The sequence below is a fragment of the Ruegeria sp. BB6 genome, from assembly GCF_056539385.1.
In genome coordinates, this window is record NZ_JBQFUW010000008.1 from 186975 (window position 1) to 212874 (window position 25900).

At 57.8% G+C, this 25900-nt stretch carries 21 protein-coding genes; 19 read left to right on the forward strand and 2 right to left on the reverse strand.

The features are described 5' to 3' along the window. Window positions 1-45: 45 nt before the first annotated feature. The 10 genes from ccoG (at window position 46) to ACR0B7_RS17725 (ending at window position 9461) form a co-directional block, all read left to right on the forward strand. Window positions 46-1473 (forward strand): cytochrome c oxidase accessory protein CcoG, encoded by a 1428-nt coding sequence (ccoG, locus tag ACR0B7_RS17680; RefSeq protein WP_170485708.1) that lies wholly within the window; start codon window positions 46-48, stop codon window positions 1471-1473. Between the two features lie 2 nt (window positions 1474-1475). Next, window positions 1476-1934 carry a FixH family protein gene (locus ACR0B7_RS17685; protein WP_480682118.1) on the forward strand — a complete coding sequence of 153 codons (459 nt, stop codon included), beginning with the start codon at window positions 1476-1478 and terminating at the stop codon, window positions 1932-1934. Window positions 1935-1937: 3 nt separating this feature from the next. Beyond that, window positions 1938-4115, forward strand: a complete 2178-nt coding sequence (locus tag ACR0B7_RS17690; protein WP_170485706.1) for a heavy metal translocating P-type ATPase — start codon at window positions 1938-1940, stop codon at window positions 4113-4115. A 4-nt stretch (window positions 4116-4119) separates the two neighbouring features. Beyond that, window positions 4120-4278 (forward strand): cbb3-type cytochrome oxidase assembly protein CcoS, encoded by a 159-nt coding sequence (gene ccoS / locus ACR0B7_RS17695; RefSeq protein WP_170355309.1) that lies wholly within the window; start codon window positions 4120-4122, stop codon window positions 4276-4278. Between the two features lie 68 nt (window positions 4279-4346). Beyond that, the gene (gene secE / locus ACR0B7_RS17700) at window positions 4347-4544 is read left to right on the forward strand and encodes a preprotein translocase subunit SecE (RefSeq protein WP_058272489.1); all 198 of its coding nucleotides are present in this window, start codon (window positions 4347-4349) and stop codon (window positions 4542-4544) included. Between the two features lie 199 nt (window positions 4545-4743). Beyond that, window positions 4744-5277 carry a transcription termination/antitermination protein NusG gene (gene nusG / locus ACR0B7_RS17705; protein ID WP_170385962.1) on the forward strand — a complete coding sequence of 178 codons (534 nt, stop codon included), beginning with the start codon at window positions 4744-4746 and terminating at the stop codon, window positions 5275-5277. Between the two features lie 162 nt (window positions 5278-5439). Beyond that, window positions 5440-6267, forward strand: a complete 828-nt coding sequence (locus ACR0B7_RS17710; RefSeq protein ID WP_170485705.1) for a hypothetical protein — start codon at window positions 5440-5442, stop codon at window positions 6265-6267. 221 nt (window positions 6268-6488) lie between these two features. Then, entirely contained in the window at window positions 6489-6938 is a 450-nt protein-coding gene (rplK, locus tag ACR0B7_RS17715; protein ID WP_037314971.1) for a 50S ribosomal protein L11, read from the forward strand. 1 nt (window position 6939) lies between these two features. Next, window positions 6940-7638, forward strand: coding sequence for a 50S ribosomal protein L1 (rplA, locus tag ACR0B7_RS17720; RefSeq protein ID WP_170385957.1), 699 nt, complete (start codon window positions 6940-6942; stop codon window positions 7636-7638). Window positions 7639-7817: 179 nt separating this feature from the next. Next, entirely contained in the window at window positions 7818-9461 is a 1644-nt protein-coding gene (locus ACR0B7_RS17725; RefSeq protein ID WP_170570984.1) for a hypothetical protein, read from the forward strand. Between the two features lie 25 nt (window positions 9462-9486). Here ACR0B7_RS17725 and ACR0B7_RS17730 read toward each other — a convergent pair whose 3' ends face one another. Then, entirely contained in the window at window positions 9487-10455 is a 969-nt protein-coding gene (locus ACR0B7_RS17730) for an aminoglycoside phosphotransferase family protein (protein ID WP_170576912.1), read from the reverse strand. 422 nt (window positions 10456-10877) lie between these two features. Here ACR0B7_RS17730 and rplJ point away from each other — a divergent pair, with 422 nt between their 5' ends. The 5 genes from rplJ (at window position 10878) to ACR0B7_RS17755 (ending at window position 21609) form a co-directional block, all read left to right on the forward strand. Further along, complete coding sequence (rplJ, locus tag ACR0B7_RS17735) at window positions 10878-11396, forward strand: 50S ribosomal protein L10 (RefSeq protein ID WP_170355300.1); 519 nt, start codon at window positions 10878-10880, stop codon at window positions 11394-11396. A gap of 80 nt (window positions 11397-11476) precedes the next feature. After that, window positions 11477-11854: a 50S ribosomal protein L7/L12 gene (gene rplL / locus ACR0B7_RS17740; protein WP_170485701.1), complete on the forward strand. Its 378-nt coding sequence runs from the start codon at window positions 11477-11479 to the stop codon at window positions 11852-11854. A 249-nt stretch (window positions 11855-12103) separates the two neighbouring features. After that, window positions 12104-16240 carry a DNA-directed RNA polymerase subunit beta gene (rpoB, locus tag ACR0B7_RS17745; protein WP_170576911.1) on the forward strand — a complete coding sequence of 1379 codons (4137 nt, stop codon included), beginning with the start codon at window positions 12104-12106 and terminating at the stop codon, window positions 16238-16240. Between the two features lie 50 nt (window positions 16241-16290). Next, a complete protein-coding gene (rpoC, locus tag ACR0B7_RS17750) occupies window positions 16291-20532 on the forward strand; it encodes a DNA-directed RNA polymerase subunit beta' (protein ID WP_170485699.1) in 4242 nt (1413 codons plus the stop codon). Between the two features lie 189 nt (window positions 20533-20721). Further along, window positions 20722-21609 (forward strand): DMT family transporter, encoded by an 888-nt coding sequence (locus ACR0B7_RS17755; protein WP_170485698.1) that lies wholly within the window; start codon window positions 20722-20724, stop codon window positions 21607-21609. On the opposite strand, the gene ACR0B7_RS17760 is transcribed toward ACR0B7_RS17755, so the two are convergent. Beyond that, window positions 21551-22357 carry a putative rhamnosyl transferase gene (locus tag ACR0B7_RS17760; RefSeq protein ID WP_170485697.1) on the reverse strand — a complete coding sequence of 269 codons (807 nt, stop codon included), beginning with the start codon at window positions 22355-22357 and terminating at the stop codon, window positions 21551-21553. The genes ACR0B7_RS17755 and ACR0B7_RS17760 overlap by 59 nt on opposite strands. Window positions 22358-22755: 398 nt before the next feature. Between ACR0B7_RS17760 and rpsL the strand changes: the two genes are divergently transcribed. The 4 genes from rpsL to ACR0B7_RS17780 all read left to right on the forward strand — a co-directional run. Continuing rightward, window positions 22756-23127 carry a 30S ribosomal protein S12 gene (rpsL, locus tag ACR0B7_RS17765; RefSeq protein ID WP_005621086.1) on the forward strand — a complete coding sequence of 124 codons (372 nt, stop codon included), beginning with the start codon at window positions 22756-22758 and terminating at the stop codon, window positions 23125-23127. Window positions 23128-23142: 15 nt separating this feature from the next. Next, the gene (rpsG, locus tag ACR0B7_RS17770) at window positions 23143-23613 is read left to right on the forward strand and encodes a 30S ribosomal protein S7 (RefSeq protein WP_010441203.1); all 471 of its coding nucleotides are present in this window, start codon (window positions 23143-23145) and stop codon (window positions 23611-23613) included. A gap of 18 nt (window positions 23614-23631) precedes the next feature. Further along, window positions 23632-25749, forward strand: a complete 2118-nt coding sequence (gene fusA, locus ACR0B7_RS17775) for an elongation factor G (RefSeq protein ID WP_170385928.1) — start codon at window positions 23632-23634, stop codon at window positions 25747-25749. Between the two features lie 60 nt (window positions 25750-25809). Continuing rightward, the coding region (locus ACR0B7_RS17780; RefSeq protein ID WP_215675807.1) for a GTP-binding protein at window positions 25810-25900 on the forward strand (91 nt) is incomplete at its 3' end.

The window sequence follows — 25900 nt, forward strand, 5'->3', positions numbered from 1 at the left end:
GATCTGGAAAAAGACGCCAAATACTGCCACATCTGGAGCCAGCCCGTGAGCGATTCCGACCCCGCCCCCAGCCTCTACGCCGCAAGGGAGCCCATCTTTCCCCGGCGCGTATCCGGGCCATTTCGCAACCTGAAATGGATCATCATGGCTGTCACACTGGGCATATACTACGTGACGCCGTGGATCAGATGGGATCGCGGACCCAGCCTGCCAGATCAGGCGGTGCTGCTGGATTTGGCCAATCGTCGTTTCTATTTCTTCTGGATCGAAATTTGGCCGCACGAGTTCTACTTCGTTGCGGGTCTATTGATCATGGCCGGGTTAGGGTTGTTCCTGTTTACCTCGGCGTTGGGCCGTGTCTGGTGCGGCTATGCCTGCCCACAGACGGTTTGGACAGACCTGTATATTCTGGTCGAACGCTGGATTGAGGGCGACCGAAATGCGCGTTTGCGCCTACACCGTCAAGAAAAGCTGGACTTCCGCAAGGCGCGGCTGCGCGTGACGAAGTGGACCGTCTGGCTGCTGATCGGTTTGGCGACAGGTGGGGCTTGGGTGTTCTATTTCGCCGACGCGCCAACGCTTTTGCGCGATCTGGTGACGGGTAATGCGCATCCGGTGGCCTATACCACGATGCTGATCCTGACCGGCACGACCTTCCTGTTTGGCGGGTTCGCGCGTGAACAGATATGTATCTATGCCTGCCCCTGGCCGCGTATTCAGGCGGCGATGATGGACGAGGATACTCTGGTCGTCGGTTACCGCGAATGGCGGGGTGAGCCGCGCGGCAAGGGCAAGCGTACTGCCGATTCCGAGTTGGGGGATTGCATCGACTGTATGGCCTGCGTGAATGTCTGCCCGGTTGGGATCGACATCCGCGATGGGCAGCAACTTGAATGCATCACCTGCGCGCTTTGCATCGACGCCTGTGATGACATGATGGCCAAGATCGGCAAGCCGCGTGGCCTGATCGACTATATGGCGCTGAGCGATGAAACGCGCGAGCGTGAGGGTCAACCGCCTCGGAACGTTTGGAAGCACATTCTGCGTCCCCGGACCATCATGTACACAGGTATGTGGGCTGCGGTCGGCTTTGCGCTGTTGTTTGCGCTGTTCATCCGGTCCGATATTGATCTGACCGTGGCACCCGTTCGGAACCCGACCTTTGTGACCCTGTCCGACGGTACGATCCGCAACACCTATGACGTGCGCCTGCGCAACAAGCATGGCGAGGAGCGGCCGTTCAAACTGACGCTGGCAGGGGACCCGGCCCTTCAGGTTCAGATCGAAGGCAATGACGGTGACACTGTCAATGTCGCTGCAGATACGGCACAATTAACGCGCGTCTATATCGTGGCCTCTGGTGGAACCGGCCCGGCGTCAACCGACGTTACCCCGGTGCGCATCTGGGTCGAAGACCTGCAAAGCGGAGAGCGTGCCTTCAAGGACACAACCTTTAACGGGCAAGGGAACTGAACATGGCCGAACGTAAATTCACCGGCAAACATGCCCTGGCCGTCTTTGTGACTGCATTTGGCGTGATCATCACAGTAAACCTTGTACTGGCCTACAGCGCGGTGAAGAATTTTCCGGGGCTCGAGGTCAAGAACTCTTACGTCGCCAGTCAGGAGTTTAACGAACGCCTGCAGGAACATCAGGCGCTGGGATGGGATATCCGTGCTGAGCTGTCCGGGGGGCTTTTGATTCTGCACATAACAGACCAGACCGGTGCGCCTGTCGAAGTGGCCGAGCTGCAGGCCGTCGTTGGACGGGCCACGCATGTAAAGGATGACTTCTCGCCGGACTTCAGCTTTGACGGAACTGCCTATGCAACGCCCGCGTCGCTGGGCAAGGGAAATTGGAACATCCGTTTGGTCGCAAAAGATCACAGCGGGGCCGAGTTCTCTCAGCGCGTGCCGCTGTATGTAAAGGGATAGGGAATGACGGCGCAGCTTTCATCTGGCACGGCCGCCTGTCCCGGTTGCATCGCAAACCCTGCGGAACCTGCGCGCCCGATCCCGGAAGATGTGCAGATTGCGCTGTCCCTGCCGGGCATCCATTGCTCGGCCTGTATCGCTACGGTCGAGCGTGAGCTGAATGCCCACCCCGGCGTGGAAGATGCGCGCGTTAACCTGACCCTGAAACGCGCGATGGTCAAAGCGGCGCCGGGCTTGTCTGCGGTAGACTTGATCCCGGTTCTGGAGCGCGCAGGCTATGAAGCGCATGAGCTGGACCCCGGTGCGCTGTCTGCGACGCAAGCGGACAAGGCGGGGCGTGACCTGTTGATGCGGCTGGCGGTGGCCGGGTTTGCCTCGATGAACGTGATGCTGCTGTCGGTCTCGGTCTGGTCCGGGGCGGCGGATGCAACGCGGGATATGTTCCACTGGATTTCTGCCGCCATCGCATTGCCCGCGATCGCCTTTTCCGCGCAGCCCTTCTTTGCGAATGCGTGGTCGGCTTTGCGGGTGCGCCGTCTGAACATGGACGTGCCGATCGTGCTGGCGATCCTGCTGGCGCTGATCACGTCCCTGTGGGAAACCGCGCTCAGCGGTGAGCACGCTTATTTCGATGCCGCCCTGACGCTGACCTTCTTTCTGCTGGCCGGACGCTATCTGGATTACCGCACCCGCGCCGCCGCGCGATCTGCGGCTGAGGAGTTGACCGCGTTGGAAGTTCCGCGCGCAATCCGCGTGGTAAGCGGGGTTGAGGAAGAAGTCGCCGTTGCCACACTGAATGTCGGCGATCTGGTTCTGGTCCGCCCCGGTGGGCGGATGCCTGTGGATGGCGAAATTGTTTCGGGCCAGTCCGAGCTGGACCGGTCCCTGCTAACCGGGGAAACCCTGCCGGTCTTTGCCGAAGCGGGCCTGACCGTCAGTGCCGGTGAGGTCAACCTGACCGGCCCCCTGACCATTCGTGCGACAGCGGTGGGTGAGGATACCTCGCTGCACCGTATGGCCGATCTGGTGGCCATCGCGGAATCTGGCCGGTCGCGGTACACGTCGTTGGCGGACAAGGCGGCCAAGCTCTATGCGCCGGGGGTGCATATCCTGTCAGCGCTCAGCTTTGTAGGGTGGTATATTTATTCCGGTGACGTTCGGACGGCGCTGAATATCGCCGCCGCCGTGCTGATCATCACCTGCCCCTGTGCGTTGGGTCTGGCGGTGCCTGCGGTGACCACAGCGGCCTCGGGGCGGTTGTTCCGCAAGGGGATGCTGATCAAACACGCAACCGCATTGGAGCGTCTGGCCGAGGTCGATACGGTCGTTTTCGACAAGACTGGAACGCTAACCTCGGGCACGCCCGAGCTGACCAATCTGGGCGATCATTCCCGCGCTAACCTTGAGGTTGCGCTGGCTCTGGCCGAGGCGTCCTCGCACCCTTTGTCCGTCGCATTGACGCAAGCGGCACGCGAAGCTGGGATCAAGCCCGCCACACTGAAAGACATCACCGAGGTTCCGGGATACGGCACCGAAGGCACGTACCACGGTCAGCGCGTCCGCCTTGGTCGGGCTGCATGGACGGGCGCGGAGGAGGGGGATCAGACCGCCGCGTGGCTCTCCATCGCCGGGCAGGCCCCGGTGGCTTTCCTGTTCTCGGACAGCCTGCGATCTGGTGCTGCCGAGGCGGTGCAAGCGTTCCGCGATGCGGGTAAAGAGGTCATCCTGATTTCGGGCGATACGCAGGGTGCGGTTCAGGCGCTGGCGGATAAGCTGGGCATCCAGAAATGGATCGCGCAGGCTCTGCCACAGGACAAGGCCAAGCACGTGCAGAACCTGAGCGATCAGGGCCGTCATGTGCTGATGGTGGGCGACGGTCTGAACGACACGGCGGCGCTGGCAGCGGCCCATGTGTCGATCTCTCCGGCCTCGGCACTGGATGCGGCGCGGGTGGCCTCCGATATCGTGCTGCTGGGCAATGACCTGTCGCCGATCTCTGACGCCTGTGACACGGCGGTAAAGGCAACGAAACGGATTCGCGAGAACTTTCGCATCGCGACCGTCTATAATATCATCGCGGTGCCGCTGGCGGTGGCTGGTCTGGCCACGCCCCTGATTGCGGCTTTGGCAATGTCGACCTCGTCGATCACCGTGTCTCTGAACGCGCTGCGTGTAAGGTAAAACGATGGAAGTTCTGGCCTATCTGATACCGATTTCCCTGTTTCTGGGCGGGGTTGGGCTGGTGGCGTTTGTCTACACGGTGCGCTCGAACCAGTATGACGACCCCGAAGGCGATGCGCGACGCATCCTCAGCGATGAATGGGACGACAAGCCCAAGCCCTGACAGCCCTTGAAATTGCCGCAATGCCCGGTTATGTCCGGCCCATCCGCTAGCAGAGAGAACACCGCCAAATGGCTACCATGAATCCGATCCAGTTCATTCAGCAAGTCCGCGCCGAGGTTGCAAAGGTCGTCTGGCCGACGCGCCGCGAGGTTCTGCTGACCACGGTCATGGTGTTTATCATGGCGGCCCTGACCGCCGTGTTCTTTGCGCTGGTCGATCTGGGCATTCGCGGCGGTCTGCAACTGATCCTGGGTGCGTTCGGGTAAACCCGTTCAGGCGCGCGGAAACACCGCTTGCCCCTTGCACCGCGCGCGATGTCAGAGTAGTGACGCGGGACTATTCGGAATGGGCGTGCGGCGATTCGGGCTGTGCGCCGCTTTTTATTCCGGGTCACGTGATGGAATTTCAATGACGGCCGCGTCTGATTGATCGGATGCGCCGAAGGTAAACAAGGACGACAGGTTCATGGCGAAACGGTGGTACTCGGTCAGCGTTCTTTCCAACTTTGAAAAGAAGATCGCAGAGCAAATCCGCACGTCCGTCGCCGAGCAGGGCCTTGAGGACGATATTGACGAGGTGCTGGTGCCCACCGAAGAGGTGATCGAAGTGCGCCGGGGCAAGAAGGTCACGACCGAACGCCGCTTTATGCCCGGTTACGTGCTGGTGCATATGGAGATGTCGGATCAGGGCTATCACCTCGTGAACTCGATCAACCGCGTCACCGGCTTTCTTGGTCCGCAAGGCCGCCCGATGCCGATGCGAGACGCCGAGGTGAACCAGATCCTGAACCGCGTTCAGGAAGGCGAAGAAGCGCCCAAGCTGATGATCAGCTTCGAGGTCGGCGAGAAGGTCAAAGTCAACGATGGCCCGTTCGAGGATTTCGACGGCATGGTCGAAGGCGTGGACGACGAGAACCAGAAGCTGAAGGTTTCGGTCTCGATCTTTGGTCGCGAGACCCCGGTCGAGCTGGACTTCACGCAGGTGACCAAGCAGGGCTGAGTGTTTCGCAGTCTAATTTTTCGACGCCGTGCTGCATTTGTAGCGCGGCGTTTTTTGTTCTTGGGGCTTGTTTGGCGTAAGTACCTGATTTCGAATTGACATTACGCTTGCTTGGTTTCTTTATCGGTTCGGAATGGTTTATTGCTTCATTGGAAAAATTGGATGCCACAGTCCCTTTCATCAAGTGTATTGATTTCTTTCTGCTTTGCTTTGAGTGCTGTGGGCGCCGCCGGAGCGGACACTGTTTCTTTTGCCTCGCAGGTGGAGGGAATCGAAGCTACTGCGCTTGTTGATTTGCCAGCTGGTCAGGCTAATCCAAATGATCCTGCAAACGAATTTTGTGTGATGTCATCCGGAGACTTCACCACTAAAGCAGGGCAAGCTGTTGCTGACAAAAATTGGCTTGTGACGGCAGAGGTCGAGCGGGAAGACCTAACGTTTATCAGCTTCGTAGAACGATCCCAAGCCGGAACGAGTGCTTCCTGTTTGTTGAGCGACGGAAACGTTGGAATTTTTCGGGGACGTGAACTCCTTGGGGTCATTTATTCGAATGAGGCTGTCAATCGCTCAATTGGTTTCATACAAAAGCTTGAAGATGATCGGTTGCGCATCTGGGATGGCGATTATTTGGCTATGCCGCTGGCTGACTTGCAAATTGTCGACCGCGATTTGGTAATCGTCAGAAGCGTTGCCGACAACGACAGTTTCTGCAGCGGGCAAGTTAGTGTTCCGAACATATTTGGATTAAAAATCCAGGATGCACGGCGCGTTTTGTTTGCGGAGGGTTGGGTAGTCAATCCGCTCCTGAGTGATCAGTCGCACGAATGGTATAGTGATTTGGTGGCATCCCTCCCCGAATTGGACGTTTGTTCCGGGACCGGCTTAGGGTTTTGCGCATTTGGGTATATTAAAAATGGCTCTGATGCACTCGGCGTGACTACTGCTGGAGAGGACTACCGGGTCGCGGGTTTCTCTGCTACGTGCGAGTAGCGAAGTCAGTCGTTGATCACTCGACAAAATTACACTGTGAGTATGTATGTAGCAGTTTCGCCCAATCCTCTTGCCAACCCCACCAATCCCCTGTAAACGCCGCCTCTATCGTCTTCGGGCGAGATTCTCTCGTGGGAGGTTGTCGGGATCGCGATCCCGGATCGGACCACGCAACATAAACCGGGTGGAACGCGTTTCACCTACGTTGAAAGGAAAACCAAATGGCCAAGAAGCTTGCTGGTACGATGAAACTGCAGGTTCCTGCAGGTCAGGCGAACCCGTCGCCGCCAGTTGGTCCGGCGCTGGGTCAGCGCGGCATCAACATCATGGAATTCTGCAAGGCGTTCAACGCCAAGACCGCAGACATGGAGCAAGGCGCGCCTTGCCCGACCGTGATCACCTATTATCAGGACAAGTCCTTTACCATGGACATCAAGACGCCGCCCGCGTCTTACTACCTGAAAAAAGCGGCTGGCCTGAAGCCGGTCGGCAAGCGTAACCGCCCCCGTGGTGCCGAGAACCCCGGTCGTGAGACCGTGGCCACCGTGACCTCGAAGCAGGTTCGCGAAATCGCCGAAGCCAAAATGAAAGATCTGAACGCCAACGACGTCGAAGGCGCAATGCAGATCATCCTGGGCTCGGCCCGCTCCATGGGCATCGAGGTGAAGTAAGATGGCAAAACTTGGTAAACGCACCCGCGCCGCGCGCGAAGCTGTCGCCGGCAAGGAAAACCTGTCGATCGAAGAAGCTGTTGCCCTGGTTAAGTCCAACGCGACCTCGAAATTCGACGAGACCATCGAAATCGCTCTGAACCTGGGCGTTGACACCCGTCACGCAGACCAGATGGTTCGCGGCGTTGTCGGCCTGCCGAACGGCACCGGTAAAGCGATGCGCGTTGCTGTATTCGCTCGTGGCCCAAAGGCGGACGAAGCGAAAGAAGCAGGCGCGGATATCATTGGCGCAGAAGACCTGATGGAAACCATTCAGGGCGGCACCATCGAATTCGATCGCTGCATTGCCACCCCGGACATGATGCCGATCGTCGGTCGTCTGGGTAAAGTTCTGGGCCCCCGCAACCTGATGCCGAACCCCAAGGTTGGCACCGTGACCATGGACGTGAAAGCGGCCGTGGAAGCAGCCAAGGGCGGTGAAGTACAGTTCAAGGCGGAAAAAGGCGGCGTTGTGCACGCTGGCGTTGGCAAAGCGTCGTTCGACGAAGCCAAGCTGGTTGAAAACGTCCGTGCTTTCGTTTCGGCAGTGGCCAAGGCCAAGCCGTCGGGCGCCAAGGGCACCTACATGAAGAAAATCGCGCTGAGCTCGACCATGGGCCCGGGCGTGACTCTGGATGTGGCGGCCGCTGCGGGCGAATAAGCCTCAGGCAGTTGTTGTTTTTTGAAACGGGCGGCATGTGTCGCCCGTTTTTCTTTTTGCGATCCTAAAATCTTGGTATGGCGATCCGAGTTGGGCCCAGGCTTGCATTCAATCAATGGGGTTTCGCGCCGACGAGAAAGCAACTACAGGTGTCTAAGGGTTATTCGCTAGCAGAAGACATGATGCGACTTCAAAAAACGGCTAAAGAACTCAGGCAGTTGCGGCGAACAATCACGGGGTTCCGCACCGACGTCAGCCTTCGGTACTTTGAGGAGGTCGAAGGGGTGGTTCAGGGCGGCTGTCTCACCGGTTTTCGGATCGTGAATGAGCACAGTTGGGGCACTGCGGATCTTTGCTCTAAGCTGCTGGGGTTTTACGAGCAGCAAAATCAGGACATTTTTACCCAAAGCTCGAAACCTACCCTGGTCGATCTCGGTGCGGCGGACGGGTATTGGGGTGTGGGCTTAGTGCAGGCCGGACATTTCGAGCGCAGTATTTGTTTTGAGCAAAAGCGGCGAGGCCGCCGTGTGATCCAGAAAACGGCGGCTGCGAATGGCGTGTCAGACAAGGTGTCTGTATTCGGAACGGCTACGCGCAACTCGATTGACGAAGCCCTTCACGACACACACCGGCCCGAGGAACTTTTCTTTCTCATTGATATTGAGGGCGCAGAGTTTGACCTGCTGACCTTTGAATTTCTGTCCAACTACCGGGCCTCGGAGTTTTTGATTGAACTTCACGCCGGGGGCGAATGGCTGGACGGTGAAAAGCAGGAACGCCTTTTGCGGGATGCCGCCATTCTTTTTGACTGTGAAATCATCGACGACACCAAGCGCGATCTTTTGCAACTTCGTACTGAACTGGCGTTGCCTGACGATCTGACGTGGATCTTGGCGTCTGAAGGTCGGCTGTACCCAATGCGTTGGCTGCACCTGAAGCCCCGGAAAGTTCCCGCAACTGCGCAACCTGCCAAGCCGATAGCAGAGACGGCGCAGACTTCTGATTTTGGAACCTTGTGGCTTGGCGATGAGCTGGGTCTTTTGGAGCGCGCGTGCCTGCAGTCCATGCAGTCGCAGGGATATAATCCTCTGCTTTATTCCTATTCTCCGCTGAAAAATGTCCCTCAAGGCGTCGAGGTCGTTGATGCGCGCGAGATATACGAGCCGAACCGGGTCATTCGCCACATCAGGTATAATAGCCCTGCAATCCACGCAGACGTTTTTCGTTACCACATGGTCAGGAAAACCGGGGCGATTTGGTTGGACACAGATATGTTCATGGTGAAACCGGCCTCGGAGTTGTTGGACTCTGTTGCAGCCCGCAAAGGTTTCTGCATCGGCGCTGTGCTGAAGGACTCGCCCAAGAACCGCTCGTATCATTCATTATTCAACAATGCCGTTTTTGGACTACCCGCCGACAGTCGAACGCTGCTGATGTTGGGTGAAGTTTTCGATGAGAACGAACGCATTTCGGATACATGGAGCGGTTTGAAGCGATTGTTCGCGCTGAACGATGCTGTTGACCGGCAAGAGCCGAAACCCTTCGGGAAATTGAGGTGGGGCGCAACTGGGCCGATGGCTCTTACCGAGGCATTGAATACTACAGGTGAAGCCTCGTTTGCGCATGACCATACCGGGTTTTACAACGTAACGGCCAAGCAGATGCCGGATTTGGCGCGACCGGATTCCAAACTGGTCGATTTTCTGGCCCCTACGACGTTCGGTCTGCATCTATGGGGCAGGGGCTTTCGTGCGGCGATTGCCAATGGACATCGTCCAGACACGCAAACCGCCCTGCGAGACATACTTCAGCACGCTGACTAGCGATCGAGGGCGAACACGTGGCCCGTCAGCGCCCGATGTCGAAGGCGATGCGCAGCCTGTAACCCAGCCGATCGCGCCGGTCTTCTTCGTACGCGCTACAGTCGTGATTTCTGTGCCAGAGCACGAGCCAGTCTTTCAGAAGGCGTCCCCGAATACAGAAATCCAGTATGCCTGTGTGGATCGGATGCCTGTAGCAACGAAAGAACATGTCCTTGTTGATTTTCAGAATACCACTGCGATCAACTTCACTGGGTTCGGCGTCTCTGAAAATATCCGACTTCAGGAAATCGACTATGTCGTACACCGCCAGCTTTTCCCGTGCTTCGGTGAAATCCAGGCCGATCATTTTGCCCTGTCCGACTATGAGGTTCTGACTGTGAAAATCTCCGTGCGAGAATACCTGAGTCTCGGGGATGCCCTTTAGGTTTCGGCTTTCGGCCAAAAGGACACCAAGCATCTCTTGGCTCTCGGAACGAATGTCCATTGGGGCGAAGTCCAGCAGCTCTTGAATGCTGTCCGTCATCCATTTGGGGCGAAACCCATAGTCTTTGGCGGGGTGATAGCCGTGCAGGTCGTGCAGCCAGCCCCCGGCGCGCCGGTATATCTGCGCGACCTGCTCATTGTCGGTGCTGTTGTGAATGATGTCCGCAGCCGTGGGCCGGTCAACGAACTCGGTCACGAAAAATGTGTTACCCGGCGATTCATAGACGGGTTGCACGACACGGGTCGTTTTTGAGGCTTCAAAATAGCGCGTCAGTCTAGTCAGAAGCTCATATTCCTTGCGCAACCGTCCTGACGTTGGGGAGTCGAGATCAATTTTCAGGGCGTAGTTCCCGAAAGCGGTTTCGACCTTTAGCAAAAACCGTGTGTCACCAAAATCGTGAGATCTGTAGATACACTGATAGCCTTTTACGGTTCCCGTCCGGTGGTGATCGGAAAATTCCTCTACGTAGCCGCGTGCCAGCTTGTGTTCTTGTTCAGAAAGGCGTGGCATGTGATTGTGAAAGCGACTTGGAATAGGGTTGAAAGGTTGGCTTGACAGGACCCCAGACCGCTGGACAAGTCAATGCGTGGTTTGCGCGGAAACCAGATCATGGGCACAGGCTGTGCAGAGCGATCAAAACCGCCCTGCAAGAGCAATTTTCCACTTGGAAACCCCTGCCATCTGCCCTAATAAGACCTGCGGAGTAAAGCGTGCGATTCGTCGTGCGCTTTATTTCGTTTCGTCCAAGACGGTGGGTGACCTTGCGAAAGGTCTTAATTCCCTGCCTGAGACGGGTAAGACCAAAGAATTCTGGGGGTCGCAATCCTCGGGCGCATTTTGGCCAATCCCGTAACAACGGACCTGAACGCCGGGGCGTATGCCGCGGCAAATATGAGCCGGGGTGAGTGATCGCCCCAAACTTGGAGAGAACTGTGGATAGAGCCCAGAAAGAGAAAGTGGTCGAGGAACTCGGCCAAATCTTCGAAAGCTCTGGCGTCGTAGTGGTTGCCCACTACGCCGGTCTGACAGTTGCCGAGATGCAGGACCTTCGCGCACGTGCTCGTGACGCGGGTGGTGCCGTGCGTGTTGCCAAGAACAGGCTCGCCAAAATCGCCCTCGACGGAAAGCCATGTGAAAGCATTGGTGACCTGCTGACGGGTATGACCGTTCTGACCTATTCCGAGGACCCCGTGGCAGCAGCCAAGGTGGCCGAGGACTTCGCCAAAGAGAACCAAAAGTTCGAGATCCTTGGCGGTGCAATGGGCGAGAACGCTCTGGACCGGGCTGGTGTTACAGCCGTGTCGAAAATGCCGTCGCGTGAAGAGCTTATTGCTACGATCGCTGGTATGCTTGGCGCGCCTGCAAGCAACATCGCCGGTGCAATTGGCGCACCTGCAAGCAATATCGCAAGCATCCTTTCCACCATCGAAGAGAAGGCGGAAGCTGCGTAAGCGGTTGGCACTGAATGATCTGCGTGGGGTGAATACCCTGACGTTGGAACACACACTGTAAAACGGAAAGAGCTAATACAATGGCTGATCTGAAAGCACTCGCAGAAAGCATCGTGGGTCTGACCCTGCTGGAAGCACAAGAACTGAAAACCATCCTCAAAGACGAGTACGGCATCGAGCCCGCAGCTGGCGGCGCCGTCATGGTCGCAGGTGCAGCTGGCGACGCCGGCGGTGCAGCTGCTGAGGAGAAAACCGAATTCGACGTCGTTCTGAAGAACGCCGGCGCTTCGAAAATCAACGTGATCAAAGAAGTTCGCGGCATCACCGGTCTGGGCCTGAAAGAAGCCAAAGAGCTGGTCGAAGCTGGCGGCAAGATCAAAGAAGGCGTGGACAAAGCCGAAGCCGAAGAGATCAAAGGCAAGCTGGAAGCAGCTGGCGCCGAGGTCGAACTGGCCTAAGTCAGTCCAATGGCGCATCGCTGATGCGTCGGAAATTTGGCTGGGCCCGGAGAAATCCGGGTCCAGCCGAACCTGTCTTAGAAAGGACCTCATGAATTGGGGTGTTTTCTAAGACGCGGTTCTTGGATCGGGAGGCTGCCTTCGGGACGGTGGCCATGAATTGATCCGGACGTGTCGTCTCGAATGTGCAAGATGCCGGGGCCCGACGGTGTCTTTGCCCGCTGAGAACATCGAAAGGTGACATCTGACATGGCTCAAACGTTCCTTGGCCAGAAACGTCTTCGTAAATATTACGGCAAAATCCGTGAAGTTTTGGAAATGCCGAACCTCATTGAGGTGCAAAAATCTTCTTATGATCTTTTTCTCCGCTCCGGCGATGCAGAGCAGCCAACCGATGGCGAAGGCATCAAAGGTGTGTTCCAGTCGGTTTTCCCGATCAAGGATTTCAACGAAACCTCCGTTCTGGAGTTCGTGAAATACGATCTGGAAAAGCCGAAATACGACGTTGAAGAGTGCATGCAGCGCGATATGACCTATAGCGCGCCGCTGAAAGTCACTCTGCGTCTGATCGTTTTTGATGTCGATGAGGACACCGGCGCACGTTCGGTCAAGGACATCAAGGAACAGGACGTGTTCATGGGCGATATGCCCCTGATGACGCCGAACGGAACGTTCATCGTGAACGGCACCGAGCGTGTGATCGTGTCCCAGATGCATCGTTCGCCCGGTGTGTTCTTTGACCACGACAAGGGCAAGACCCACTCGTCGGGCAAGCTGCTGTTTGCCTGCCGCATCATCCCGTATCGCGGCAGCTGGCTGGACTTTGAGTTCGACGCCAAGGACATCGTGTTCGCCCGGATCGACCGTCGCCGCAAATTGCCGGTGACCACGCTGCTGTATGCGTTGGGTCTGGATCAAGAAGCGATCATGGACGCGTATTACAACACCGTGTCCTACAAGCTGGACAAGAAGAAGGGCTGGGTCACACCGTTCTTCCCCGAGCGTTTGCGCGGCACCCGCCCGACCTATGATCTGGTCGATGCAAAATCCGGTGAAGTGATTGCCGAAGCGGGCAAGAAAGTCACTCCGCGCGCGGTCAAGAAATTGATCGAAGAAGGTGTGGTCACTGACCTGCTGGTTCCGTTCGATCACATCGTTGGCAAGTTTGTCGCCAAGGACATCATCAATGAAGAAAACGGCGCGATCTATGTCGAGGCCGGTGATGAGCTGACCCTTGAATACGACAAAGACGGAGAGTTGATCGGCGGCACCGTCAAGGAACTGATCGATGCGGGCATCACCGACATCCCGGTTCTGGACATCGACAACGTCAATGTCGGCCCCTACATGCGCAACACCATGGCTCAGGACAAGAACCTGAACCGTGAAAGCGCGCTGATGGACATCTATCGCGTCATGCGCCCGGGTGAGCCGCCCACCGTCGAGGCTGCGTCGGCCCTGTTCGACACCCTGTTCTTCGACAGTGAGCGTTATGACCTGTCCGCCGTTGGTCGCGTGAAGATGAACATGCGTCTGGCTCTGGACGCGCCGGACACCCTGCGCACCCTGCGTCGCGAAGACATCGTGGCCTGCATCAAGGCGCTGGTTGAATTGCGTGACGGCAAAGGCGACGTGGACGATATCGACCACCTCGGCAACCGTCGTGTGCGTTCGGTCGGCGAACTGATGGAAAACCAGTACCGCGTTGGCCTGCTGCGCATGGAACGCGCGATCAAAGAGCGTATGTCGTCGGTCGAGATTGACACCGTCATGCCTCAGGATCTGATCAACGCGAAACCAGCTGCGGCTGCTGTCCGTGAATTCTTTGGCTCGTCGCAGCTGTCGCAGTTCATGGACCAGACCAACCCGCTGTCGGAAGTCACCCACAAACGCCGCCTCTCGGCGCTTGGCCCCGGTGGTCTGACACGTGAGCGTGCGGGCTTTGAGGTGCGCGACGTTCACCCGACCCACTATGGCCGGATGTGCCCGATTGAAACGCCCGAAGGTCCGAACATCGGTCTGATCAACTCGCTGGCCACCTTTGCCCGCGTGAACAAGTATGGCTTCATCGAAACACCTTACCGCGTCGTCAAAGACGCCGAGGTGACCGATGAGGTTCACTACATGTCCGCGACCGAGGAAATGCGTCACACTGTGGCGCAGGCGAACGCGACTCTGGACGCCGATGGCAAGTTCATCAACGATCTGGTGTCGACCCGTCAGGCCGGTGACTACACGCTTGCCCCGCGCGAGAATGTAGACCTGATTGACGTGTCGCCGAAACAGCTGGTCTCGGTCGCTGCATCGCTGATCCCGTTCCTTGAAAATGACGACGCCAACCGCGCTCTGATGGGCTCGAACATGCAACGTCAGGCGGTTCCGCTGCTGCGCGCCGAAGCGCCGCTGGTTGGTACCGGGATCGAGGAAAAGGTTGCGATCGACTCGGGCGCTGCGATTCAGGCGAAACGCGCCGGTATCATCGACCAGGTCGATGCCCAGCGTATCGTTATCCGCGCCACCGAAGATCTGGAACTGGGCGACGCTGGCGTTGACATCTATCGTCTGCGCAAATTCCAGCGATCGAACCAGAACACCTGCATCAACCAGCGTCCGCTGATCAAGGTGGGTGACACCGTCCAGAAGGGCGAAGTCATTGCCGATGGTCCGTCGACCGATATGGGTGAACTGGCCCTTGGTAAGAACGTGGTCGTCGCGTTCATGCCGTGGAACGGTTACAACTACGAAGACTCGATCCTGATCTCGGAACGTATCGCGCGTGACGACGTCTTTACCTCGGTCCATATCGAGGAATTTGAAGTCGCCGCCCGTGACACCAAGCTGGGCCCGGAAGAAATCACCCGTGACATCCCGAACGTCGGTGAAGAAGCGCTGCGCAACCTCGACGAGGCGGGCATCGTTTACATCGGTGCGGATGTTGAGCCGGGCGATATTCTGGTCGGTAAGATCACTCCGAAGGGCGAAAGCCCGATGACCCCGGAAGAAAAGCTGCTGCGCGCCATCTTTGGTGAAAAAGCATCTGACGTGCGCGACACCTCGCTGCGCGTGAAGCCGGGCGACTACGGTACGGTCGTTGAGGTCCGCGTCTTCAACCGTCACGGCGTCGAGAAAGACGAGCGTGCGCTGCAGATCGAGCGTGAGGAAGTCGAACGTCTGGCCCGTGACCGGGACGACGAGCTGGCGATCCTTGACCGCAACATCTATGCGCGTCTGCAAGGTCTGATCCTGGGTAAAACCGCTGTCAAAGGCCCGAAAGGTGTCAAGGCAGGGTCGGTGATCACCGAGGATCTGCTGGAAACCCTGACCCGTGGTCAGTGGTGGCAGCTGGCACTGGAAGGTGAGCAGGACGCACAGATCGTTGAAGCTCTGAACGAGCAGTACGAAGTGCAAAAGCGTGCTCTGGACGCCCGTTTTGAGGACAAGGTCGAGAAGGTCCGCCGTGGCGACGACTTGCCGCCGGGTGTGATGAAGATGGTCAAAGTCTTCATCGCCGTGAAGCGCAAGCTGCAGCCGGGCGACAAGATGGCCGGTCGTCACGGGAACAAAGGTGTGATCTCCAAGGTTGTTCCGATGGAAGACATGCCGTTCCTGGCCGATGGTACGCCGGTTGACTTCTGTCTGAACCCGCTGGGCGTGCCTTCGCGAATGAACGTCGGTCAGATCCTTGAAACTCACATGGGTTGGGCCGCGCGCGGTCTGGGTCTGAACATCGACGACGCTCTGGGTGAATATCGTCGCTCTGGCGACCTGACCCCGGTGCGCGAAGCGATGAAGCTGGCCTATGGCGAGGATGTCTATGAAGAAGGCATCACCGGTCTGGACGAGGATGGCCTGATCGAGGCTGCGGGCAACGTGACCCGCGGTGTTCCGATCGCAACCCCGGTCTTCGACGGTGCCAAGGAAGCAGACGTCAACGACGCGCTGGTGCGTGCGGGCTTCTCGGAAAGCGGTCAGTCGGTTCTGTTCGACGGTCGCACCGGTGAGCAATTCGCACGTCCGGTCACCGTGGGCATCAAGTACCTGCTGAAACTGCATCACCTTGTGGACGACAAAATCCACGCGCGTTCGACCGGGCCGTACAGCCTGGTGACCCAGCAGCCGCTGGGCGGTAAGGCGCAGTTCGGTGGTCAGCGCTTTGGTGAGATGGAGGTCTGGGCTCTGGAAGCTTACGGCGCCGCCTACACCCTGCAGGAGATGCTGACCGTGAAATCGGATGACGTCGCCGGCCGGACCAAGGTCTATGAGTCGATCGTCAAGGGCGAGGATAACTTTGAAGCGGGCGTACCGGAATCGTTCAACGTTCTGGTTAAAGAAGTCCGTGGCCTCGGCCTGAATATGGAACTCCTGGATGCGGAGGTTGAGGAGTAAGGGCGCTGCCCTTTCTCCCGTCCCCCCTTCCGCAAGATTTGAGGTAACAAATGAACCAGGAAATCACCAACAACCCGTTCAACCCGCTGACGCCCCCGAAGGTTTTCGACGAGATCAAGGTCTCGTTGGCGTCGCCCGAGCGGATTCTGTCTTGGTCCTATGGCGAGATCAAGAAACCCGAAACCATCAACTACCGGACGTTCAAGCCCGAGCGTGACGGTCTGTTCTGTGCGCGTATCTTTGGCCCGATCAAAGATTACGAATGTCTGTGCGGTAAATATAAGCGGATGAAGTATCGCGGCGTTGTCTGCGAGAAATGCGGTGTGGAAGTCACCCTGCAGAAAGTCCGCCGTGAGCGTATGGGCCACATCGAACTGGCCGCGCCTGTTGCGCATATTTGGTTCCTGAAATCGCTGCCGTCCCGCATCGGTCTGATGCTGGACATGACGCTGCGCGATCTGGAACGCGTTCTGTACTTTGAAAACTATGTCGTCATCGAGCCCGGTCTGACCGACCTGACTTACGGCCAGATGCTGACCGAAGAAGAGTATATGGATGCGCAGGATGCCTATGGCATGGACGCGTTCACCGCCAATATCGGTGCTGAAGCCATCCGTGAGATGCTGGCCCAGATCGATCTGGAAGCCGAAGCCGAGCAGCTGCGTGCTGATCTGGCCGAAGCCACCGGTGAGCTGAAGCCCAAGAAGATCATCAAGCGTCTGAAGGTTGTTGAATCCTTCCTCGAGTCGGGCAACCGGCCCGAGTGGATGGTGATGACCGTGATCCCGGTCATTCCGCCGGAACTGCGTCCGCTGGTTCCGCTGGATGGTGGCCGCTTTGCGACCTCGGATCTGAACGATCTGTATCGCCGTGTTATCAACCGGAACAACCGTCTGAAGCGTCTGATCGAGCTGCGCGCGCCTGACATCATTGTCCGCAACGAAAAGCGGATGCTGCAGGAATCCGTGGATGCTCTGTTCGACAACGGCCGTCGTGGTCGTGTGATCACCGGTGCCAACAAGCGCCCGCTGAAATCGCTGTCGGACATGCTGAAAGGTAAGCAGGGTCGCTTCCGTCAAAACCTTCTGGGTAAGCGCGTCGACTTCTCGGGTCGTTCGGTCATTGTGACCGGCCCGGAACTCAAGCTGCACCAGTGTGGTTTGCCCAAGAAGATGGCGCTGGAACTGTTCAAGCCGTTCATCTACTCGCGCCTTGAAGCCAAAGGTCTGTCTTCGACCGTGAAACAGGCGAAGAAACTGGTCGAGAAAGAGCGTCCCGAAGTGTGGGATATCCTCGACGAGGTGATCCGCGAACACCCCGTGATGCTGAACCGTGCGCCGACGCTGCACCGTCTTGGCATTCAGGCGTTCGAGCCGGTCCTGATCGAAGGTAAAGCCATCCAGCTGCACCCGCTGGTCTGTTCGGCCTTTAACGCCGACTTCGACGGTGACCAGATGGCCGTTCACGTCCCGCTGAGCCTTGAGGCCCAGTTGGAGGCCCGTGTTCTGATGATGTCGACGAACAACGTTCTGTCGCCTGCAAACGGCGCGCCGATCATCGTTCCGTCGCAGGATATGATCCTGGGTCTCTACTATGTGACCCTCGAGCGCGAAGGCATGCCCGGCGAAGGCAAGGTGTTCGGTTCGATCGACGAAGTTCAGCACGCGCTGGATTCCGGCGAGGTACATCTGCACACCAAGATCACCGCTCGGATCACGCAGATCGACGAGGAAGGCAACGAAGTTCAAAAGCGCTATGAAACCACTCCGGGCCGTCTGCGTCTGGGTGCGTTGCTGCCGATGAACAACAAAGCTCCGTTCGAGCTGGTCAACCGTTTGCTGCGGAAGAAAGAAGTGCAGCAGGTTATCGACACCGTCTACCGTTACTGCGGTCAGAAAGAGTCGGTTATCTTCTGTGACCAGATCATGTCGATGGGCTTCAAAGAAGCGTTCAAGGCGGGCATTTCGTTCGGCAAGGACGACATGGTCATCCCGACCGACAAGTGGGGCATCGTCGATGACACCCGCGATCAGGTGAAGGACTTTGAACAGCAGTACATGGACGGCCTGATTACTCAGGGTGAAAAGTACAACAAAGTTGTCGATGCCTGGTCGAAGTGTAACGACCGCGTAACTGACGCGATGATGAGCACGATCTCGGATGTCGCCAAGGCCGAAGACGGGTCGGACATGGAGCCGAACTCGGTCTACATGATGGCCCACTCGGGTGCGCGTGGCTCGGTCACTCAGATGAAACAGCTGGGCGGTATGCGCGGCCTGATGGCCAAGCCGAACGGTGACATCATCGAGACGCCGATCATCTCGAACTTTAAAGAAGGTCTGACCGTTCTCGAGTACTTCAACTCGACCCACGGTGCCCGTAAGGGTCTGTCGGATACCGCTCTGAAGACGGCGAACTCGGGTTATCTGACCCGTCGTCTGGTGGACGTGGCGCAGGACTGTATCGTTCGTGAGATCGACTGTGGCACCGAGCGTGCGATCACAGCCGAAGCCGCCGTGAACGATGGTGAGGTTGTTGCCTCGCTGGCCGAACGTGTGCTTGGCCGTGTGGCGGCTGACGATGTTCTGCGTCCGGGCACGGATGAGGTGATCGTGGCCGCAGGTCAGCTGATCGATGAACGTATGGCCGACACTATTGACGAAGCTGGTGTTGCATCGATGCGCATCCGTTCGCCTCTGACCTGTGAGTCCGAGGAAGGCGTTTGTGCAACCTGCTACGGTCGTGACCTTGCACGTGGCACCATGGTGAACACGGGTGAGGCTGTCGGCATCATCGCCGCCCAGTCCATCGGTGAACCCGGTACGCAGCTGACGATGCGGACCTTCCACATCGGTGGTGTTGCCCAAGGTGGTCAGCAGTCGTTCCAGGAAGCCAACCAGGAAGGCGTTGTTGCGTTCGAGAACCCGCAAATTCTGGTCAATGCAGCAGGCGAAAGCCTGGTCATGGGCCGGAACATGAAGCTGGTGATCAACGACGAACACGGCGAAGAGCGTGCCAGCTTCAAACTGGGCTACGGCTCGAAGCTGTTCGTCAAGGATGGCGCAACCGTCGCCCGTGGCGACAAGCTGTTCGAGTGGGATCCCTACACCCTGCCGATCATCGCCGAGAAAGCCGGTACCGCGAAATACGTTGACCTTGTTTCGGGCCTTGCCGTTCGTGACGAGACCGACGAAGCAACCGGTATGACCCAGAAGATCGTGGTCGACTGGCGCGCGGCCCCCAAAGGCAGCGACCTCAAGCCCGAGATCATTCTGGTTGGTGAAGATGGCGAACCGGTCCGCAACGATGCGGGTAACCCGGTTCACTATCCGATGTCGGTGGATGCGATCCTGTCGGTTGAAGATGGCCAGACTGTCGAAGCCGGTGACGTTGTCGCGCGTATCCCGCGTGAAGGCGCCAAGACCAAGGACATCACCGGTGGTCTGCCGCGTGTGGCTGAACTGTTTGAAGCTCGTCGTCCGAAAGATCACGCGATCATCGCAGAAGCAGATGGTTACGTGCGCTTTGGCCGCGACTACAAGAACAAGCGCCGCATCAGCATCGAACCGGCTGATGAGTCCATGGAGACCATCGAGTACATGGTACCCAAGGGCAAGCACATCCCGGTGGCCGAAGGGGACTTCATCCAGAAGGGTGAATACCTGATGGACGGTAACCCGGCTCCGCATGACATCCTGTCCATCATGGGTGTCGAGGCGCTGGCGGACTACATGATCGACGAGGTGCAGGACGTGTATCGTCTGCAGGGCGTGAAGATTAACGACAAGCACATCGAGGTCATCGTGCGTCAGATGCTGCAGAAGTGGGAGATCCTGGATTCAGGTGACACCACCCTGCTGAAAGGCGAGCATGTCGACAAGCAAGAGTTCGACGCGGCCAACGAGAAGACCATCGCGCGCGGTGGTCGTCCGGCACAGGGCGAGCCGATCCTTCTGGGGATCACCAAGGCCTCGCTGCAGACGCGTTCGTTCATCTCGGCGGCGTCGTTCCAGGAAACCACACGCGTTCTGACCGAGGCTTCGGTGCAGGGCAAGAAGGACAAGCTGGTTGGCCTGAAAGAGAACGTCATCGTCGGTCGCTTGATCCCTGCCGGTACCGGTGGTGCGACACAGGCCGTGCGTCAGGTTGCGCAATCGCGTGACAACGTGGTGATCGAAGCCCGCCGGGAAGAGGCCGAAGCCGCCGCTGCCCTTGCTGCTCCGGTCATTGACGACGACATGGTCGGCGACGAGCTGGACGTGATGGTGGAGACACCGGAAAGCCGCGAGTAAGCGAAGTTCAGAAATGAAGATCAGGCCCTGCGTTTCGCGGGGCCTTTTCTTTTGCGCGCGGACCTCTCGTACCGCGTCATACGTGCCGGGTGGAGGATTGCGTCAGGCTATCGCGTTTTACGCTTTGCTTGGGTAATCATCAAAGAGCGGGCAAGTGCCGCAGATTCAACCGCAAGGGACCGGTAAAGAATGACGCCCAATGTCAAAGGTGCGTTGTTGATGATGGGTAGCATGGCTGCCTTTACTATCAACGATACGTTGGTCAAAGTCGCGGGGGCGGAAGTGCCTCTGTTTCAGATGGTGGCGATGCGCGGGGCGTTGGCGACTGTCCTTGTGTTTATTCTGGTTCGTCATTTTGGTGCGCTTCACCTGAATTTCCCGCGTCATGACAAATGGCTTGTCGCCGCGCGGTGCCTTGCCGAGCTTTCGGCGACATTCTTCTTTTTGACGGCGCTATTGCATATGCCACTGGCCAATGTGACAGCCGTTTTGCAAGCCTTGCCGCTGACCGTGACACTGGGCGCGGCCCTGTTTTTCCGCGAGCACATCGGTTGGCGCAGAATTGTGGCGATCGTGGTGGGATTTGTCGGGATGCTGCTAATCGTGCGTCCCGGGCCAGACGGATTCAGCGTCTATTCAGTATATGCCCTGATTGCCGTTGCAGCGGTTACTGTACGGGACCTGATCACGCGGCGCATGTCAAGCCATGTGCCCTCGCTGGTCGTGACCTTGGCGACGACCCTGACCATTACGGTATCGGCAAGTTTCGTGACGCTGGTAAAGGGCTGGCAGCCTGTACCAGCCGATGCGGGCATATTGATTGCTTCGGCGGCTGTTTTTGTTTTGATGGGGTACCTGTTCAGCGTCATGGTCATGCGCGAAGGCGAGGTCGGGTTTATCGCGCCCTTCCGTTATTCAAGCCTGATCTGGGCTTTGGGTTTGGGTTGGGCCGTGTTCGGCGACTGGCCGGACGCGATCACAATGTTGGGTGCCGTGCTGGTGGTCGGAACCGGATTGTTCACCTTGTTCCGTGAACGCGCCGGACAGCGTCCTGCTCGATCGCAAAACGCGCGATGAATTCCCCCTCAAGTTCCGGCGTGAGGGGCGAAAGCTCTGCCCTGTTGTGGCGCGCATGTGGGGAATCGTTGAACTGGTTCAGGGTCCGAACCCACATTGGCGCGTCAGGATAGCTGATCACCGGCATGAAGTTCCCGATCCTGTGGTGGGCGAAGTTCATGATCGTCAGGTCGCACCCGCCGCGGACATACATGCCCAACCCCACGCCCAACAGCGGTTGGAATTTCTGAGCGGCTAGTATTCCATCTGGTCCGAAACGCGCAAGAAAGCCGTTGTTGTAGTCTATGGCGACGGTTTTGTTCTTTTCGATCAGACCTTTGCCGTCTTCTGAGGCAATGCGCAGCCGTTCTATGAAATCCACGGAAACGGCGTCGTCGTCGTCATGACGAAATTGCAGACAAGGCGCGTCGGGGTTTTGGCGTGCGGCGTTCAGAACCTCTTTCATAACGCGGCGTTGTCGCATGGGTTCCCGTGCGATGATCCTGATCTGTTTCACGCCCGCTGTCAGGTCATGAAGCCGGTCCAGGGCCGGTTTCGGCAGGCATTCACCAATCACGACGAGAAGTTGAAAATCCTCGTCGGTCTGTTCCCTGAAACAGGGCAGGGTGGTCGTCTCGAACAGGCGAAAACGCTCTTCCAGGCGATCCGGGTTATAAAGATAGGCCCGGCGTTCTTCGATCGAGTCATGTTCGATCTGAAAGCCACCATATGCGGGATAGGAAAAGCGGCACAGGCCGATGACTTGCATGTTTCATCCGTAAGGCAGAGCGTTGCTGCGGACTATGCCGACACGACCGGCTGCCTGCAACGGCAGTTGTGCTGGAAGCATCCAGCGAAAAGGGATAAATCAATGCAAACCCGCCGGACCGGTGTCATGTCAGGTGTGCTGTTGACACTTGGGCCGACTCCCCCTATTACGCGCGACATCTCGGTACCGGGGGCCGCCCCAAAACCGATCTCAGTAATGGACTGGTCAAGACCCGGACAATTTTGCAGTTCGCGTCCTCTGATAACCAACCGCGACGTTCACCTCGGAATGGGAACGTTCGCGGGTTTTGCGCTTGTGGACGCATGAGCGCAGCAAAGTTTAACCGCACGCAATGCGCGTGCATGTCATGTGTGTTGCAAAACGGGGAAGAAACCGGAATGCCAACTATTCAACAGCTGATCCGCAAACCGCGGCAGCCCAAAGTCAAACGCTCGAAGTCCATGCACCTGGAGCAGTGCCCGCAGAAGCGCGGCGTCTGCACCCGTGTGTATACCACCACACCGAAAAAGCCGAACTCGGCTATGCGTAAGGTTGCCAAAGTGCGCCTGACCAACGGGTTCGAGGTCATCTCGTACATCCCCGGTGAAAGCCACAACCTGCAGGAACACTCGGTTGTTCTGATCCGTGGCGGCCGTGTGAAAGACCTTCCCGGTGTGCGTTACCACATCCTGCGCGGTGTTCTGGATACTCAGGGCGTCAAAGATCGTAAGCAACGTCGTTCCAAATACGGCGCGAAGCGTCCCAAGTAAGAAGGAGAGGCTGATATGTCACGTCGTCACGCCGCCGAAAAACGCGAAGTCCTGCCTGACGCCAAATTTGGCGACAAGGTTCTGACCAAATTCATGAACAACCTGATGATCGACGGCAAGAAGTCGGTCGCAGAGCGCATCGTCTACAACGCCTTTGACCGCGTTGAGAACAAGGTAAAGCGCGCTCCTGTCGAAGTGTTCCACGAAGCGCTCGACAACATCAAACCGTCGGTCGAGGTTCGCTCGCGCCGGGTTGGTGGTGCAACCTATCAGGTTCCGGTCGAAGTCCGCCCCGAGCGCCGCGAAGCTCTGGCCATCCGCTGGCTGATCACCGCTGCGCGCGGCCGCAACGAAAACACCATGGAAGAACGCCTCGCCGGTGAACTGCTGGACGCTGTACAGTCCCGCGGTACTGCCGTGAAGAAGCGCGAAGACACCCACAAGATGGCCGAGGCGAACAAAGCCTTCAGCCACTACCGTTGGTAATCCAGAGGCTTATCCAAAATGGCACGCGAATATCCGCTCGAACTATACCGTAACTTCGGTATCATGGCGCACATCGACGCAGGTAAGACCACCTGCTCGGAGCGTATCCTGTATTACACTGGTAAATCCCACAACATCGGTGAGGTGCACGATGGTGCAGCCACCATGGACTGGATGGAGCAGGAGCAGGAACGCGGCATCACCATCACCTCGGCTGCGACCACCACCTTCTGGGAACGCACCGAAGACGGTAAGACCGCCGAAACTCCTAAGCACCGCCTGAACATCATCGACACCCCCGGCCACGTTGACTTCACCATCGAAGTTGAACGTTCGCTGGCGGTTCTCGACGGTGCCGTCTGCGTTCTGGACGCAAACGCCGGTGTTGAGCCCCAGACAGAAACCGTGTGGCGTCAGGCTGACCGCTACAAGGTTCCGCGTATGGTTTTCGTCAACAAGATGGACAAGATCGGCGCTGACTTCTTCAACTGCGTCAACATGATCGAAGACCGCACCGGCGCACGCGCTGTTCCGGTTGGTATTCCGATCGGCGCTGAGACCGAGCTGGAAGGTCTGATCGACCTGGTCACCATGGAAGAGTGGCTGTGGCAGGGCGAAGATCTGGGCGCAAGCTGGATCAAAGCTCCGATCCGCGACAGCCTGAAGGACATGGCTGACGAATGGCGCGGCAAGATGATCGAAGCGGCCGTCGAAATGGACGACGACGCGATGATGGAATACCTGGAAGGCAATGAGCCCGACGTTCCAACCCTGCGCGCCCTGCTGCGCAAAGGTACTCTGGAAATCGCGTTTGTTCCGGTTCTGGGTGGTTCTGCTTTCAAGAACAAAGGTGTTCAGCCGCTGCTCAACGCTGTGATCGACTATCTGCCCAGCCCGCTGGACGTCGTTGATTACATGGGCTTCAAACCCGGCGACGAGGAAGAAGTTCGTGACATCGCCCGTCGTGCAGACGACGAGATGGCCTTCTCGGGTCTGGCGTTCAAAATCATGAACGACCCCTTTGTTGGCTCGCTGACCTTCACTCGGATTTACTCGGGCACCATGAACAAGGGTGACTCGATCCTGAACTCGACCAAAGGTAAGAAAGAGCGCATCGGTCGTATGATGATGATGCACTCGAACAACCGGGAAGAGATCGAAGAAGCGTTTGCAGGCGACATCATCGCGCTGGCGGGTCTGAAAGACACCACCACCGGTGACACCCTGTGTGACGCGAAGGATCCGGTGGTTCTGGAAACCATGACCTTCCCCGATCCGGTGATCGAGATCGCAGTTGAGCCCAAAACCAAGGGCGACCAGGAAAAGATGTCTCAGGGTCTGGCCCGTCTGGCCGCCGAAGACCCGTCCTTCCGTGTGGAAACCGACCTGGAATCGGGTCAGACCATCATGAAGGGCATGGGCGAACTTCACCTGGACATCCTGGTTGACCGTCTGAAGCGCGAGTTCAAGGTTGAAGCGAACATTGGTGCACCGCAGGTGGCCTATCGCGAAACCATCTCGATGCCGGTCGAGCACACCTACACCCACAAGAAACAGTCGGGTGGTTCGGGTCAGTTCGGTGAGGTTAAACTCGAGATCACTCCGACAGAGCCGGGCGAAGGTTACTCGTTTGAAAGCCGCATCGTTGGTGGTGCCGTTCCGAAGGAATACATCCCGGGTGTTGAAAAAGGCATCCAGTCGGTTATGGACAGCGGCCCTCTGGCTGGCTTCCCCGTGATCGACTTCAAGGTTGCCCTGCTGGACGGTAAGTTCCACGACGTTGACTCGAGCGTTCTGGCGTTTGAAATCGCGGCCCGTATGTGTATGCGCGAAGGCATGCGCAAAGCTGGCGCGAAACTGCTGGAACCGATCATGAAGGTCGAAGTGATCACCCCGGAAGAATATACCGGCGGTATCATCGGCGATCTGACCTCGCGTCGTGGCCAGGTGTCTGGTCAGGAACCGCGCGGCAACGCGATCGCGATCGACGCGTTCGTTCCGCTGGCGAACATGTTCGGCTACATCAACACTCTGCGTTCGATGTCGTCGGGCCGTGCCCAGTTCACCATGCAGTTCGACCACTACGATCCGGTTCCGCAGAATATCTCGGACGAGATTCAGGCGAAATACGCATAAGCGAAGATTTGAGGGAGCCCGGTCCACGGGCTCCCTTCATTACCGAAAAAGGAGGCCATCATGGCAAAGGAAAAGTTTGAGCGTACAAAACCGCACGTCAACATCGGCACGATTGGCCACGTTGACCATGGTAAGACGACGCTGACCGCAG